14 protein-coding genes and 1 tRNA gene are annotated in these 15,434 nt (G+C 45.2%); 13 read left to right on the top strand and 2 right to left on the bottom strand.

Annotated features, from left to right (window positions below):
- Positions 1-44: 44 nt before the first annotated feature.
- The 9 genes from J9B83_RS01115 (at position 45) to J9B83_RS01075 (ending at position 9,687) form a co-directional block, all read left to right on the top strand.
- A tRNA-Leu gene (locus tag J9B83_RS01115) sits at positions 45-130 on the top strand.
- Between the two features lie 254 nt (positions 131-384).
- Positions 385-846, top strand: coding sequence for a ribosome maturation factor RimP (gene rimP / locus J9B83_RS01110; protein WP_211534830.1), 462 nt, complete (start codon positions 385-387; stop codon positions 844-846).
- A gap of 27 nt (positions 847-873) precedes the next feature.
- Positions 874-2,364, top strand: a complete 1,491-nt coding sequence (gene nusA / locus J9B83_RS01105) for a transcription termination factor NusA (RefSeq protein WP_211534828.1) — start codon at positions 874-876, stop codon at positions 2,362-2,364.
- A 26-nt stretch (positions 2,365-2,390) separates the two neighbouring features.
- A complete protein-coding gene (infB, locus tag J9B83_RS01100; RefSeq protein WP_211534826.1) occupies positions 2,391-4,958 on the top strand; it encodes a translation initiation factor IF-2 in 2,568 nt (855 codons plus the stop codon).
- Between the two features lie 12 nt (positions 4,959-4,970).
- Entirely contained in the window at positions 4,971-5,360 is a 390-nt protein-coding gene (gene rbfA, locus J9B83_RS01095) for a 30S ribosome-binding factor RbfA (RefSeq protein WP_067013360.1), read from the top strand.
- A gap of 9 nt (positions 5,361-5,369) precedes the next feature.
- On the top strand, positions 5,370-6,296 hold the full coding sequence (gene truB, locus J9B83_RS01090; RefSeq protein ID WP_211534823.1) for a tRNA pseudouridine(55) synthase TruB: 927 nt from the start codon (positions 5,370-5,372) through the stop codon (positions 6,294-6,296).
- Positions 6,297-6,407: 111 nt separating this feature from the next.
- Positions 6,408-6,677: a 30S ribosomal protein S15 gene (rpsO, locus tag J9B83_RS01085; RefSeq protein WP_211534822.1), complete on the top strand. Its 270-nt coding sequence runs from the start codon at positions 6,408-6,410 to the stop codon at positions 6,675-6,677.
- 174 nt (positions 6,678-6,851) lie between these two features.
- Complete coding sequence (gene pnp, locus J9B83_RS01080; protein ID WP_211534821.1) at positions 6,852-8,960, top strand: polyribonucleotide nucleotidyltransferase; 2,109 nt, start codon at positions 6,852-6,854, stop codon at positions 8,958-8,960.
- Between the two features lie 130 nt (positions 8,961-9,090).
- Positions 9,091-9,687 (top strand): LPP20 family lipoprotein, encoded by a 597-nt coding sequence (locus J9B83_RS01075; RefSeq protein WP_211534820.1) that lies wholly within the window; start codon positions 9,091-9,093, stop codon positions 9,685-9,687.
- Positions 9,688-9,787: 100 nt separating this feature from the next.
- Here J9B83_RS01075 and J9B83_RS01070 read toward each other — a convergent pair whose 3' ends face one another.
- A complete protein-coding gene (locus tag J9B83_RS01070; protein ID WP_211534819.1) occupies positions 9,788-10,201 on the bottom strand; it encodes an acyl-CoA thioesterase in 414 nt (137 codons plus the stop codon).
- Here J9B83_RS01070 and J9B83_RS01065 point away from each other — a divergent pair.
- Complete coding sequence (locus J9B83_RS01065; RefSeq protein ID WP_211534818.1) at positions 10,200-11,231, top strand: DUF3080 family protein; 1,032 nt, start codon at positions 10,200-10,202, stop codon at positions 11,229-11,231. The genes J9B83_RS01070 and J9B83_RS01065 overlap by 2 nt on opposite strands.
- Here J9B83_RS01065 and J9B83_RS01060 read toward each other — a convergent pair.
- The gene (locus tag J9B83_RS01060; RefSeq protein ID WP_236037034.1) at positions 11,228-11,575 is read right to left on the bottom strand and encodes a hypothetical protein; all 348 of its coding nucleotides are present in this window, start codon (positions 11,573-11,575) and stop codon (positions 11,228-11,230) included. The genes J9B83_RS01065 and J9B83_RS01060 overlap by 4 nt on opposite strands.
- Positions 11,576-11,779: 204 nt before the next feature.
- Between J9B83_RS01060 and J9B83_RS15975 the strand changes: the two genes are divergently transcribed.
- The 3 genes from J9B83_RS15975 (at position 11,780) to zwf (ending at position 15,415) form a co-directional block, all read left to right on the top strand.
- Positions 11,780-12,844 carry a sensor domain-containing diguanylate cyclase gene (locus J9B83_RS15975; protein ID WP_211534817.1) on the top strand — a complete coding sequence of 355 codons (1,065 nt, stop codon included), beginning with the start codon at positions 11,780-11,782 and terminating at the stop codon, positions 12,842-12,844.
- Between the two features lie 101 nt (positions 12,845-12,945).
- The gene (gene glk, locus J9B83_RS01050; RefSeq protein ID WP_211534816.1) at positions 12,946-13,920 is read left to right on the top strand and encodes a glucokinase; all 975 of its coding nucleotides are present in this window, start codon (positions 12,946-12,948) and stop codon (positions 13,918-13,920) included.
- A gap of 19 nt (positions 13,921-13,939) precedes the next feature.
- Complete coding sequence (gene zwf, locus J9B83_RS01045; protein ID WP_211534815.1) at positions 13,940-15,415, top strand: glucose-6-phosphate dehydrogenase; 1,476 nt, start codon at positions 13,940-13,942, stop codon at positions 15,413-15,415.
- The last annotated feature ends 19 nt before the right edge of the window (positions 15,416-15,434 follow it).

Raw genomic sequence — 15,434 nt, 5'->3', positions numbered from 1 at the left:
GGTGTACGATTTGATTATGCCCTGACATTTGAGTGAAAAGATTTGCGGATGTGGCGGAATTGGTAGACGCGCCACCTTGAGGGGGTGGTGAGCTATGCTCGTGGGGGTTCGAGTCCCCCCATCCGCACCAATCTTGAACTAATGTCGTTTTGTGTGTATGATGCTGGAATATTGAGCAGAGATGGGTTTTTCCACCGATGTGCAATGAGTGTCAGAGCAATAGCCTTCGTTAGAAGGGTACTTCCTCAAGTTTTGAGGCAAGTGTTTGAGGCCCCTATATGGGGTTTTTTATTATCTGTACCCTTGTACTGTTCAAAATGAAGATGGGCCTTGAGCCCGTTTTTTGTTTCTGCGTTTTATAAAATAAGTTTTCGGAGAAAACGATTGTCAGCAAAATATACGATTTTAGAAGAACTTATTCGACCAGTCGTTGAAGGATTAGGGTTTGAGTTCTGGGGGATGGAGTACCTTTCATTAGGTAAAGACTCTGTGCTTCGTGTTTTTATAGAAACGGATGACGAGAAAGGCATTGACGTTGAAGATTGTGCTCGAGTAAGCCGTCAAGTCAGTTCTATTCTAGATGTTGAAGACCCCATTACGGGCGAATACAACCTAGAAGTGTCGTCACCAGGTTTGGATCGCCCTTTGTTTAGTTTGGCGCAATATCAAGCCTACGTTGGTTCTATTGTGTCTTTGCGTTTGCGTGTTCCTTTTGATGGTCGTCGAAAGTTTAAAGGGCAGCTTATGGGTATTGAGAGCGAAGATATTGTGATTCGAGTAGACCAAGAAGAATACTTGTTGCCTATCGATTTAATTGATAAAGCAAACGTTGTTCCACAATTTTAAAAATAACCTTAAAGAGAGGCTAAAAGGATGAGCAAAGAAATTCTTTTGGTAGTAGAAGCGGTTTCCAACGAAAAAGATGTGCCAAAACAAATCATTTTTGAAGCTGTTGAAATTGCCTTAGCAAGTGCTGCCAAGCGCCGTTTTGAAGAAGACGCGTTGATTCGTGTTTCTATCGACCAACGTACTGGTGATTACAAAACATACCGTCAATGGAATATTGTTGCAGACGAAGATTACTCTGCACCTGCATCGGAATTGACCATAGACGATTCTGAAGAGCAAAATCTTGGTGTTGGTATCGGTGAGATCTACGAAGAAGAAGTAGAGTCTGAAATGTTTGGTCGTATCGCGGCACAAACGGCCAAACAAGTGATTGTACAAAAAGTACGTGAAGCAGAACGTGCGAAAATGGTAGCTCTGTACACTGAAAAAGTGGGCAAATTAGTTCACGGTCAAGTGAAGAAGGTCACCCGCGATAGTTTAATTATTGATCTTGGTGAAAACGCCGAAGCGACCCTGCCAAAGGATCAGCTTATTGCTCGCGAAAGCTTCAGAATGAATGATCGAATTCGTGCCCTGTTGCTAGAAATTCGTGAAGACAGTCGTGGTGCGCAATTGATTCTTTCGCGTAATGCACCTGAATTCATGATCGAGCTGTTCCGTCTTGAGGTGCCAGAAATTTCTGAAGAGGTTATCGATATTCGTGGTGCTTCTCGTGACCCAGGTTTACGAGCTAAAATTGCGGTGAAGACCAATGATCGTCGTATTGATCCGATTGGCGCTTGTGTGGGCATGCGTGGTGCACGAGTCCAAGCTGTATCGAATGAAATGAATGGCGAGCGAGTGGATATCGTACTTTGGGATGATAATCCTGCGCAGCTTGTTATCAATGCTATGGCGCCTGCAGAAGTGGATTCTATCGTTATTGATGAAGACGCTCACTCCATGGATGTTGCTGTGAAGAGTGACAACCTGGCTCAAGCGATCGGTCGTAACGGCCAGAATGTTCGCCTTGCTTCTGCTTTGACTGGTTGGGCATTAAATGTCATGACCAGCGAAGATGCGCAAGCTAAGCAGCAAGAAGAGTCACAAAAATGGATCGATGTCTTTGTGAACGGATTGGATATTGATGACGATCTGGCCATTCAGATGGTTGAAGAGGGATTCACTTCATTAGAAGAAGTGGCCTATATCCCAATGGAAGAAATGTTAGATATTGACGGATTTGATGAAGATTTAGTCACCGAACTTCGTTCAAGAGCAAAAGAAGCCTTGTTGAATCAAGCGCTTCAGGCTGAGCAGCAACTAGAAGGCGCTAAGCCAGCCGCTGATTTACTGGAAATGGACGGGATGGACAATCATCTTGCTCTTGTTTTGGCTTCAATGGGCGTAATCACCATGGAAGACTTAGCCGAACAGTCAGTTGATGAATTGCTAGAAGTAGACGGTATGACAGAAGAGCGTGCAGGGAGCCTAATATTGACAGCTCGTGCGCCTTGGTTTGCTGAATCTGAATAAAATCTGAGTACATAAGGGGGAACTTAATGACAGTTCAAACCGTAAAGATACTATCTCAAGTGGTGGATACACCAGTTGATAAGCTACTAACTCAGATGAAAGACGCTGGTTTACCTCAAACAAGAGCAGACCAAGAAGTTTCTGAAGTAGAAAAACAAACATTGTTGAATTACTTAAAACGTCAACATGGCGAAGAAGCATCAGGCAGTCAACGCATTACCTTACAGCGCAAGACAAATAGCACCTTGTCTCGCGGTGATGGCGGTAAAACAGTTAACGTTGCTGTGAAGAAAAAACGCACTTACGTGAAACGCGATGAAATTAGCGAAGAAGCACGTAAACAAGAAGAGATGCTCGCGAAGCGTCTTGCAGAAGAGCAAGAGCGTGCCGCGTTAGAAGCGGCTCGTGTAGAAGCTGAGCGTAAGCAAGAAGAAGAGAAGGCAGCGAAAGCGAAAGCAGAAGCTGAAGAAAAAGCGCGTCAAGAAGCAGCGGTGAAAGCAGCCGCAGCGGATGCTGGCGCGGTCAATGAAACGGAGCAGTATGTTTCCGATACAGGAGCGGCACAACCCGTGGAATCACCGAAGCCTAAAGCGTCTAAAAAAGTCTCTCAACCAGCAATGGATAATAAAAAATCCACCGTGGCACCGAAAGGCAAAAAGGGTCCAGCAAGACACGATAATGACAAAGACAAACCTCGTGGTCGTGTTAACCCAGATAACAAACGTAATACGCGCGTTAACGTAAATGATGAAGACGAATTTACCCGTCGCGGTAAACTTGGTCGTAAAGGTAAGAAACCGTCTAAACAAGAGCATGGTTTCCAGAAGCCGACAGCCAAAATGATTCACGAAGTGGCTTTACCTGAAAGCATTACGGTAGCGGATCTTGCTGAGAAAATGGCGGTGAAAGGCGCTGAAGTTATCAAGATCATGTTCAAAATGGGTGCTATGGCGACCATCAACCAAACTATTGACCGTGATACGGCCACCTTAGTAGTGGAAGAAATGGGCCATACAGTGAAGTTTATCGATGAAAATGCCGTTGAAAACGACATGATCGAAGCGATTGACTACCAAGGTGAAGCGATCAAACGCGCCCCTGTGGTAACTGTAATGGGTCACGTTGACCATGGTAAAACCTCTTTGCTTGACTACATTCGTACGACACGTGTTGCGGCTGGCGAGTCTGGCGGTATTACCCAGCACATTGGTGCCTACCATGTAGAAACACCTCATGGCATGATTAGCTTCCTAGACACACCTGGACACGCGGCGTTTACCTCCATGCGTGCTCGTGGTGCTAAATCTACTGATATCGTGATTCTTGTGTGTGCCGCAGACGACGGCGTTATGCCACAAACCATTGAGGCGATCCAGCATGCACGTGCAGCGGGCGTACCTATGGTTGTTGCCATGACGAAGATCGACAAAGAAGGCGCGGACATTGATCGCGTTAAAAATGAATTGGTTGCTCAAGAAGTTGTGCCAGAAGAATGGGGTGGCGACATCCAGTTCGTTGGCGTATCGGCTAAATCGGGCGAAGGTATTGATGAGCTGTTGGAAGCCTTATTGCTTCAAGCAGAAGTATTGGAATTGACCGCCGTTCCTAGTGCACCAGCCAAAGGTGTGGTGGTGGAAGCGCGTCTTGACCGTGGTCGTGGTTCGGTTGCGACCTTGCTTGTACAAAACGGTACCTTGAAGAAAGGCGATATCGTATTGGCCGGTCTTCAAATGGGTCGTGTTCGTGCTTTGTTGGACGAAACAGGCAAAGCGATCAATGCTGCGGGTCCTTCGATTCCAGTTGAGATCTTGGGTCTTGATGGTACACCAGAAGCCGGTGAAGAATTCATCGTCGTTGCGGATGAGCGTAAAGCTCGTGAAGTAGCTAACTTCCGCCAAGGCAAATACCGTGAAGTACGCTTTGCTCGTCAACATTCTGCTAAATTGGAGAACTTGTTCTCTGAAATGGGCAAAGACGAAGTTCGCACTCTAAACGTAGTATTAAAAGCTGACGTACGTGGTTCACTTGAAGCCTTGATCAAGTCTTTAACAGACATGAACACAGACGAAGTTAAAGTGAACGTTGTGTCTAGCGGTGTAGGCGGTATTACGGAAACCGACGCTACTTTGGCTTTGGCCTCTGATGCGGTTATCTTTGGTTTTAACGTTCGTGCCGATACCTCTGCTAAGCAGTTCATTGAGCGCGAAAGTATCGACCTTCGTTACTACAGCATCATCTATAACATTATCGACGACGTGAAATCCGCCTTGTCTGGTATGTTGTCACCGGATCTTCGTGAAGACATCAAGGGTACGGCTGAAGTGCGTGATATCTTCCGTTCACCTAAGTTTGGCTTGATTGCGGGCTGTATGGTAATTGAAGGCACGGTTTATCGTAGCAAGCAGATTCGTGTATTGCGCGATGATGTTGTGATTTACGAAGGTGAACTTGAGTCATTGCGTCGCTTTAAAGACGCCGTGAGTGAGGTAAGCCGTGGTATGGAATGTGGTATCGGTGTGAAAAACTACAACGATGTCAAAGTAGGCGATAAGATCGAGGTTTTTGAAACCGTCGAAGTAGCGCGTACGCTTTAATAAGGCAAGATCATGGCAGGCGAATTTAGTCGTACTAGTCGGATTGGTGACCAGCTCCAAAAGGAGCTGGCGTCCTTAATCCAGTTTGAAGTAAAAGACCCGCGTTTGGGGTTGGTAACAGTTAATGAAGTGCGTGTAGCCAAAGATTTAGGCTATGCGGATATTTATTACACTGTTTTAGGCAAAGACGATCAGCCAGAAGTGCTGGCTGAAAACCAAGCGGCACTGGACAGTGCGAAAGGCTTTTTGCGTCGTCGTTTAGCACAAGAAGTGAAACTTCGTGTTATGCCGCATTTGCGTTTTCATTATGACCAAAGTGTCGTTAATGGCTCGCGCATGTCGGCTCTGATTGACGAAGCGATTCGTGATGATGAGACCAAAAACGGTAACGAAGGCGAGTAAAAGGTTCGTATGACAAAGGCAAAATGGCGTTCAGTAGACGGTATTGTTCTACTGAATAAGCCAATAGGATTAAGTTCCAATCAAGCGTTACAGCGTGTCCGTCGTCTCTATCAAGCGGCAAAAGCGGGTCACACTGGGGCGCTTGACCCTTTAGCAACCGGTATGTTGCCCTTGTGTCTGGGTGATGCAACCAAGTTTTCTCAATATTTATTGGATGCCGATAAGCGTTATTTAACCTGCATTCAGTTGGGAAAACGCACCACAACAGGTGATCGTGAAGGCGATGTTCTAACCGAAGAGTCGATACCTTCATTAAGTGATGCTGAACTGGAGGTCGTGTTAGATCGATTTCGTGGTGAAATAGAACAAATCCCACCTATGTACTCCGCACTAAAACACGAAGGCAAGCCTCTCTACGAATATGCCCGCCAAGGTATTGTTATTGAGCGCAAGCGTCGTCATGTGACTATTTCTGATTTGACCTTGGTGTCGCGAACACAAGATACGATAACGCTCGATATTCAGTGCTCTAAAGGCACTTATATTCGCACCATTGGTGAGGATATAGGCGAGGCCCTCGGTTGTGGCGCTCATCTTTATTCTTTGCATCGGATTTCCACGGCAGGGTATTCGCCGGAAAATATGATGACATTAGAAGAGTTTGAAGTCATTGCGGAGCAAGGTTATGAGGCTTTAGATTCCCACTTGATCTCTATGGATACTGCTGTGGAGCATTTCGAAAAGGTGGATCTACCTGAGGCAGACACGCTTAATATGATGTTTGGCCGTACGGTATCAAGCCCTGTGCCGTTGGAGAATGAGACAGTTGTCAGAATGTTCGACCATGGTACCCAGCGATTTTTAGGATTAGGCCAAATAAAAGGCGCGAATCTGCGCCCTTATCGATTGGTGAATACCAGTGAGTTCTCTCTATAATAGCAGTGAGTTCTGCGAAAAAGAGTGGTAAACTTGCTCATCTAGGATAACTGAAAATATGCTCGGCTATCCTTTATTTTTAAATAGCATATTACATCGGAGATAAAGATTATGGCATTAACTGCAGAATCAAAAGCAGCATTGGTTAAAGAGTTTCAAGTAGCGGAAGGTGACACTGGTTCTCCTGAAGTTCAAGTAGCATTGTTGACTAAGAACATCGAAGGTCTTCAAGGTCACTTTAAAGCTCATATCCATGACCACCATTCTCGTCGCGGTTTAATCCGCATGGTAAACCAACGTCGTAAATTGTTGGATTACCTAAAGCGTAAAGATGCAGCTCGTTACACTAGTTTGATCAAAAAACTAGGTCTACGTCGCTAAGACTGAAGAAGGGCCATAAATCATTATGGCCCTTTTTTATTGCCCTCCCAAGGGACAGCCTGTACTTCATATGTGTTTTTTCGCAGCTAACCGTGAAACACAAAGAACATATATGAGTACTGGCTTTAAAAGAGGTCTTTGGGAGAAGAATTTTTTAAATGAAAAGGAATACGTGTGAGTATTACGACAAAAACTTTCCAGTTCGGTAACGATACCGTAACACTAGAAACCGGCCGCATTGCTCGTCAAGCAACGGGTGCGGTACTTTGTACTATTGGTGATGCACAAGTGCTTGCGACCGTTGTTGGCGCAAAAACAGCTAAACCTGGTCAAGACTTTTTCCCATTATCTGTTCATTACCAAGAGCGTGCTTACGCAGTTGGTAAAATCCCAGGTGGCTTCTTAAAACGTGAAGGTCGTCCTTCTGAAAAAGAAACACTGACTTCTCGTCTTATTGACCGTCCTATTCGTCCATTGTTTCCAAAAGGTTTCATGAACGAAGTACAGGTTGTTTGTACTGTTATGTCGACTAACACTAACCTAGACGCTGACATCGCGGCTATGTTGGCAACGTCTGCTGCCTTGACTATTTCTGGCATCCCATTCAATGGCCCTATCGGTGCAGCACGTGTTGGCTTCAACGATGAGTCTGGCTACGTTCTTAACCCAAGCTACGCTGATCTAGACGGTTCTTTGCTAGACATGGTTGTTGCGGGCACAAAAGACGCCGTCCTAATGGTTGAGTCTGAAGCGCAAGAGCTTACCGAAGACGAAATGCTAGGTGCGGTACTTTACGCACACAAAGAAATGCAAGCGGCTATCACGGCAATTTCTGAGTTCGCAACTGAGTGCGCTAAGCCTCGTTGGGAATGGGAAGCTGAAGCGGTTAATGTTTCACTAACTGAAGCACTAGCAACAGGCTACGCAGCACAAATCGAAGAAGCGTACGGTATCAGCGAAAAAATGGCTCGTTACGCGAAACTAGGCGAAGTACGTGCAGCAGCGGTTGCAGCGCTAGTGACTGAAGAAGGTGAATTCTCAGAAGCTGACGTAACTGGTGCTTTTGCGAAACTTGAGAAACGTACGGTACGTCGTCGTGTTATCGACGGTCAGCCACGTATCGATGGTCGTGATAACAAAACCGTTCGTCCAATCAACGTGGAAGTGGGCTTGTTGAGCAAAACTCACGGTTCGGCTTTGTTCACCCGTGGTGAAACTCAGGCGATTGCGACTTGTACTCTAGGTACTAGCCGTGATGCGCAAATGTCTGATGGTTTGGCTGGCGAAAGCAAAGACAGCTTCATGTTGCACTACAACTTCCCTCCATACTCTGTCGGTGAATGTGGTCGTATGGGCGGTGTCGGTCGTCGTGAAATCGGTCATGGCCGTCTAGCACGTCGTGGTGTTCAAGCCGTATTACCATCTGAAGATGAATTCCCATACACCATTCGTATCGTCTCTGAGATCACTGAATCAAATGGTTCAAGCTCAATGGCGTCTGTATGTGGCGCGTCTTTGTCTATGATGGACGCAGGTGTTCCTCTTAAAGCACCAGTGGCTGGTATTGCCATGGGTCTGATCAAAGAAGACGATGGTTTTGCTGTACTAACCGATATCTTGGGTGACGAAGACCACCTTGGCGATATGGACTTTAAAGTAGCGGGTACCGAAGAAGGTATCACAGCACTGCAAATGGACATTAAAATCGAAGGTATCAATGAAGAAATCATGGATATCGCCCTAAGCCAAGCAATGGAAGCGCGTAAACACATCCTTCGCGAAATGGCTCAGGTCATTGGTTATGCTCGTCCTGAAGTGTCTCCAAATGCGCCATCTATGGCGACAATCAAAATCGATCCTGAAAAAATCCGTGACGTTATCGGCAAAGGTGGTGCGATGATTCGTTCCATTACTGAGCAAACGGGTGCGTCTATTGACCTTGATGACGACGGTACGGTTCGTATCTACGCGGCTGACAAAGCCTCTTCTGATGCCGCTTTGCTGAAAATCCACGAAATCACAGCAGAAGCTGAAGTAGATAAACTTTACAAAGGTAAAGTGGTTCGCCTTGCTGAGTTTGGTGCCTTCGTTAATATCTTGCCAGGTAAAGATGGTTTGGTTCACATTTCTCAGATCGCTGAAGAGCGTATCCGTGCTGTGACTGACTTCCTTTCAGAAGGTCAAGACGTTATCGTTAAAGTATTAGATGTTGATGCGCGTGGCCGTATCAAGTTGTCTATGAAAGATGTGACAGAAGAAGAAAAAGCATCTTACACTGAGTAATGACTCGTGTAATTTGATTGTAAAGGGCGCTATATATAGCGCCCTTTTTTGTGTTTAATTAGGATCTGTGCATTACACTAAATTTATACCGCAATAGTTTTTTACAAGGGTTTTAACGAAAGGGAATAAGATGAAATTTAAACTGGTTAGTTTACTGGTCACAAGTATCGCCTTAGTGGCATGTAGTAAAGAAGTGTTGAACACACCCGCTGCGCCTGTTGCTGCGATTCCGGATTGTGTGTTTGCTGATGGTTCCAACCAACCGGCGCCAAGCTGGGTCTGTGGCGCACCAATGGATGGGGTGGCTTTGTCGGCTGTAGGTTACAGTGAAAAATCAGCGGCAGGTCCAAACTACATGAAACAAATGGCGGCGACGGCGGCTCGAGTTGAGCTGGCGCAAGTGCTGAACCTCGACCTGCAAAACATGGTGAAACAGTATGTGGAAACCACAGGCGCGGGCGATGCGGAAACGGTCGATCGAGTTAATACTGTGGTGACTAAACAAGTTACAGAGCAAGAGTTGATTGGTTCTAAAGTAATCAGACAAATGCCAACGCCGACAGGCGGTTTGGTGGTTCTTGTTGGGTTGAACCCTGCAGAAGCGGAAGAAGCCGCTGAAAGTATTCTGCGTTCATCCATGAGAAATGAAGCGGCGTTATTCCAAAAGCTTGAGTCAGAAAAGAGCTTTGATGAGTTAGCCGCAGAGATTGCTAAGCGCACTAATTAATAGCGCCAAGCGAGTGAATCAATCACGACCAGTGGCTTCAAAATACGCCACTGGTCGCTATTTTTGAATGATGTGTGTTTAATGCAATCTGATGTTGCTTTTAAGCCGTAACTTCTTCATTGAATATGGGGGTAGGTTTACGTGTGACATCGTCCACCGCAACAAAGTTGAAATGCCCCGTCACCGCTTTTGTTCTGTCGTCACTGTCTAGTTGTTCTAAAAAGATGCTCACTTCGACTTTTAAAGATGTGCGACCGACGTGTACAACGCGGGCAATGAGTTCCACTAAAATACCGGAAGGAATAGGGTGTTTAAAATCTATTTGTTCCGTTGATATAGTCACCATGGTTTTTCGGGAAAAGCGCATTGCGGCGATGTAAGCCACTTCGTCCATCCATTTCAGAGCAATACCACCAAATAAAGTGTCGTAATGGTTGGTTGTGGCTGGGAAGACCATTTTTGCAACGCGAGTTTCAGAAAGTTCTTCGCGTTTTTGGATGAGTAGCTTGTTCATGTTAATAAGACCTTTTTTCTCATGGATTCTGTTGTGCGGCATTATACTCGCAGCAATGAGTGGTTGTGATGTGCGTTTTAAGGCAGAAGCGGTTTTGTCACAATATCTGACAGATTTAAATCGTTCTGCGCTTCTTTCACTGACTCCTGAAGCAAAAGTGATGCCAGTGAGTTTGCCTACCTCTCGTTATCGACAACAAGCGCTCACACAGTTTGATATCGGCTTGTTAGATTTTTTATCATTGCAGCAATGCGATGTGGGGTTTGTGGCCGGCCAGAAAAACAGCATCCTTGGTAAAGTCATGCCAGACAGTCAGCGCTTTTTGTATGAGCTCGACATTATTCGTGCCATTGAATCGTGCGAAATAACAGACGCGGCGTTATCTAAAGAGCTTGCTGCAGTTGCAGAACAAAAACGTGAGGAATTGCCAAAAGCACTGGGTAACGCCGTGTTTAATGGCGCAGAAAGTGAAGCGTTTTTTAGTCTATCCAACGGGTTTATCCCGCTCACCTTCTCTACGGCGGAACAACAAGAATTATTGAGCAGTTTGACGCGTTTAGTCGACATTGGGTTGAATGTACAGAGCCTGCCTGCAGTACCCCATTCTGTGTTTGAAGAGGACTTAAAAGTGCTGATGAACAGTGAGTACGCAGGGCGACTACTGTATTCTTTGGCTCAACTTACGCGGTATTTAGAGTTGGTTGGAAAAGGCGTTGCGGCGTTAGACACGCAAGTGTGCGGTGCGCCCATGACGTATCTAAAACAGCAGTTTGAAGTGCATTACGTGCAAAGTATTCAACCTTACATGGGGCGAATCAATCAAAGTGCTTATCAAGTGTTGCCGCTATTAAATCAATTGGCTGATCTTAGCTCGCCTTTAAGCAAAGACATGGCGGTTTTTCTCGATCAGTTCTCATTAACACATGCTGACAGTGTGTGGAGGCGCTATCAAGCGGCGTCACAATATCATGCAAGGCAGTGGAGTGATCTCTTTGGTCGCTGTGCTGTGTCTATTTATCCGAATGACTAGACTCGAAGACTAATTTGTTGCTCTAAGTTTTCTACCGCATCGTATTGGTAAGCTGGACCCTCAGCGAGAGGCTCTAAACTCAGCGCTTTTAGTAATGCAATGTTTGCTACTGGGTTGTCGCTGATGCTGTGTGAAAATTGCATGGGGCGCGTGAGGGCATGGGGTTGATGGGCGCTTAACGTATCCTGTGTGTCTATAATCGCTGGACCTGGCTGACTAAACAAACTCATCAACAAAGCAAAGTGTGCATTGCCAGACACCGCTTTGCCCGCTTGGCTACTCTGGGTGACCTGAGTTTCAACAATGTCTCTAATATTCATCTTAGTGCCTGTGATGTTGTCCATGACCAATCTATCGGCACGGTGAGTTTTTTCTTAACGAAAACAGGCAACTATTTGCATCGATAGCGAGCAATTTGCTCTCAATGTGTGGCTCAAACTGATTAAGCATCGTACTATGAGTGCATCATAAGTTGGTTATCTTGTTTAGTAAGTGGACGTTTTGTGAGAGTAGAGCCTGCGAGACAAGGGTGCGATAGGGCAGAGTGCATGCATGATATTAATGAATTGATTGATAATGTGAGACATAACGAAGAAATTGCGCGTAAGTTTTTTGAAATCGAGCGTTGTATTCTTTCGATTGGACGTTGTGATCAATTTGTCTCAACCTTAACCAAGGAAGTACAAAAGCACTTCAATGTGCCCTATGTTTGGGTAAATTTGATCAACGAAGCCCCTTTATCTCACCTGATTGAAAGTCTAGAAAAAATGCCAGACTTGCGAGACCGAGTGTTGTTTACTCGTCGTCGCGCCATGATTGACATAATGAAGTCCAGCAATAAAACCATTTTGTTGAACACCAATCTTAGCCAGTGCTGGGAAATTATTCCCTCCGTATATCGCGATATTGTGTCTTCTGTAGCGATTTCACCTCTAACCATAGACGGCGAATTAGTGGGATTATTTTGTCAGGCGGATGCCGATAGCACGCGTTACGATGCAGATACAAAAGACACTTTTTTACTGGATCAATTGGCGATAAAAATTTCTATCTGCTTAAGTAATGTAACAGCACGAGAAAAATTAGAATACCTAGCCACGCGAGATCCACTGACCGGCTTACTTAATCGACGTCAGCTTGAGTTAATGCTTGATCGAGAGTTTCAACGTTCAAAAACACAACACCGTGATTTGACTGTGGTTTTCATTGATTGCGATGCATTCAAATCGATCAATGACACCTTGGGCCACAATTGTGGTGATGAGGTACTAGAATACATTGCTAAACGCTTATTAAAATACGTGCACAAACAAGGTTTGGCGTTTCGCTTTGCCGGCGACGAATTCATTTTTGTGATGCCTGGAAAGAGTTACGAGCAAGCTTTATTGGTGGCGGAATCCATTCAAGAATACCTGCAATCGAATCCGTTGAGGTATAAATCTAATCTTGTACCTATTACTATTAGTTATGGTGGTGCTAGTGTCATTTCTGACGCGCCGAGCAACTACAAATACTTGCTGAAGATTGCTGACGAACGCCTCTACAAATACAAAAATAATCGAAAACGATCTGTACCGACAAAAGTCTTTAAGTTTCTAAACAAGCTTAGATAATGATGTAATTAAATTACATCATAATGGTTTAATTTTTACCTATCGGTATTTTTTAGCTGTATTTTGTTGTAAAATTTCAAAAAATCACATAGGGTTCCTTTATGTCCCATGCTTTAATTGCCGACCTTGGTGGTACTAATGCGCGCTTTGCTTTGGTTCCCCTTCATCAGTTCGTGCCTTTAGAAGTCAGAGTCTTTTCTTGTGCTAATTACAGCAATTTTTTTGATGCCGCAGCAGACTACATAAAAGACTGCAGTGTTGATATGAAAGATATTGAAGCTGTCGTATTAGCCATTGCAGGTCCTGTTAATCAAGCTGTGATTCGCTTTTCGAATAATCCATGGCAGTTTACTCGAGCCGAAATACAATCTTATTTTGGCGAAAACAAAGCCGTGGCATTGTTAAATGATTTTGACGCTGTTGGTCATTGCTTGGAAATTCTCACGCCAGACGATGTTGTGGTGGTCGGTGAGCACTCTGAGGTAGACCTTAAAGCACCCTCTTGGGTGGTCGGTTCAGGCACTGGCTTAGGTGTTTCCTGTGTTGTCCCTCAGGATAATGGTCCGAATATTGTATTACCAGGTGAAGGTGGGCACGTTGATTTGTCAGCGTGCAACGAAGTGGAAGACCAGATTCTGGCATTTCTAAGAGCACGTCATCATCGTGTGTCCGCCGAGCGAGTCTTATCTGGAATGGGGCTTGAAAATATTTATGAGGCACTTGCTTGGCAAGAAGGTATTGAAAAACGTCTCAGCGCACCAGAAATTGGCGAAGCACTTAAAGCCGGTAACGACCCGATAGCAATAGCGACCTTAGAGCAGTTTTTTGTTTTCCTAGGGCGTGTTATCGGTGATTTGGTGCTGTCTGTGGAATCCCGTGGTGGTGTTTATATTGCTGGGGGCATTGTGCCTCGCTATTTACAAGAAATTCTAAAAAGTGGCTTTCGCGATGCCATGCAAGACAAAGGCCGTATGAAAGCGTTTGTTTCACCCATTCCGACGTTTGTCGTGATGTCAGAATACCCAGGGCTGATGGGATGTGCATGTTATGCCTCTTATCTCGTATCGAAAGCCTAGTTTAGTTGGAGAATGAAGAATGAAGGCCAGTTTAAAAGCCTGTGACGTTGTAATTTTTGGAGGCGGTGGTGATCTTGCTATGCGCAAGCTTCTGCCTGCTTTGTACCATTTGGATATGGATGGTTTGCTTGCTCCAACAACGCGTATTATTGGTGCATCACGACGAGAAGTCAGCACCGCAGAATACCAAGAAAAAATTCGTGCGGCGCTTGATGAGTTTGTACCTTCTAGCGTCGGCGATGAAAAAACATGGCCACGATTCAAAGAGCGCCTTAGTTATGTGTCTGTGGATGCTCAACAAGAGACCGATTTTTCCCGATTAAACGATCATCAAATTGGTGGTGATAATCGCGATGTGGTTTTTTACCTTGCTACCTCACCGGATCTATTTGGCTCAATATGTTCATCGTTAGCGTCTCATGGCTTAAATGCCGAGCGCATGCGAGTGGTTTTGGAGAAGCCGCTTGGTCGAGATTTGATGTCTTCTCGTGCCATCAACGATGAAGTAATGAAGAACTTCAACGAACAGCAAGCGTTTCGTATTGACCACTATCTAGGCAAAGAAACCGTACAAAACCTGTTGGCGATTCGTTTTGGTAATACCCTGTTCGAACCTCTTTGGGACAGTGCTCACATCGATAACGTGCAAATTACCGTATCGGAAACTGTGGGTGTAGAAGGGCGTTGGGGTTATTACGATAATGCTGGTGCCATGCGTGACATGGTACAAAATCACTTGATCCAGTTGTTGTGTTTGGTGGCCATGGAGCCACCGGGACGTATGGACGCCGATTCTGTTCGTGATGAAAAAATCAAAGTATTAAAAGCCTTGCGTCCTATTGCAGGAGCAAATGCTTATACCAAGACAGTTCGTGGCCAATACGCTAAAGGCATGATCAAGGGTAAAGATGTAAAAGGTTACTTTGACGAAGAAGGCAGTAACCCGAATTCCAGAACTGAAACCTTTGTGGCATTACGCGCCGATATTGATAATTGGCGTTGGGCAGGTGTACCGTTTTATTTGCGTACTGGTAAGCGTTTGGGGCAGCGTTATTCTGAAATTGTAATTCAATACAAGGCGGTACCGCACAGTATTTTCAGTGATGAGAGTAATCGTCAGTTGCAACGCAATCAGTTGATTATCCGTTTGCAGCCAGAAGAAAAAATCTCGTTAACCGTGATGAATAAAGTACCAGGTGCCAGTGAAGGCATGAACCTTCAGCCTGTGGATTTGAATTTAAGTCTCACGGAAGCCTTTAATGATAAACGCAGCCCAGAGGCTTACGAGCGTTTGTTGCTGGACGTAATGCGCAACGATGCCACCTTGTTTATGCGCTACGATGAAGTAGAGGCTGCATGGAAATGGGTCGACGGTATTATGTCGGCGTGGAGCCAAACCAGCGAGCGTCCAAAAGAATACGCTTCTGGATCATGGGGCCCTGCCGCTTCAATGGCATTACCTATTAAAGATGGCCGTAACTGGCACGATTATTAAGCAATAAAAGGAAAACATA

Origin of the sequence: Marinomonas vulgaris (genome assembly GCF_018145875.1) — a bacterium.
GTDB classification, from domain to species: Bacteria; Pseudomonadota; Gammaproteobacteria; order Pseudomonadales; family Marinomonadaceae; genus Marinomonas; species Marinomonas vulgaris.
Note: the sequence above shows the minus strand (reverse complement) of the source record. Positions and strands in the feature narration are given on the sequence as shown.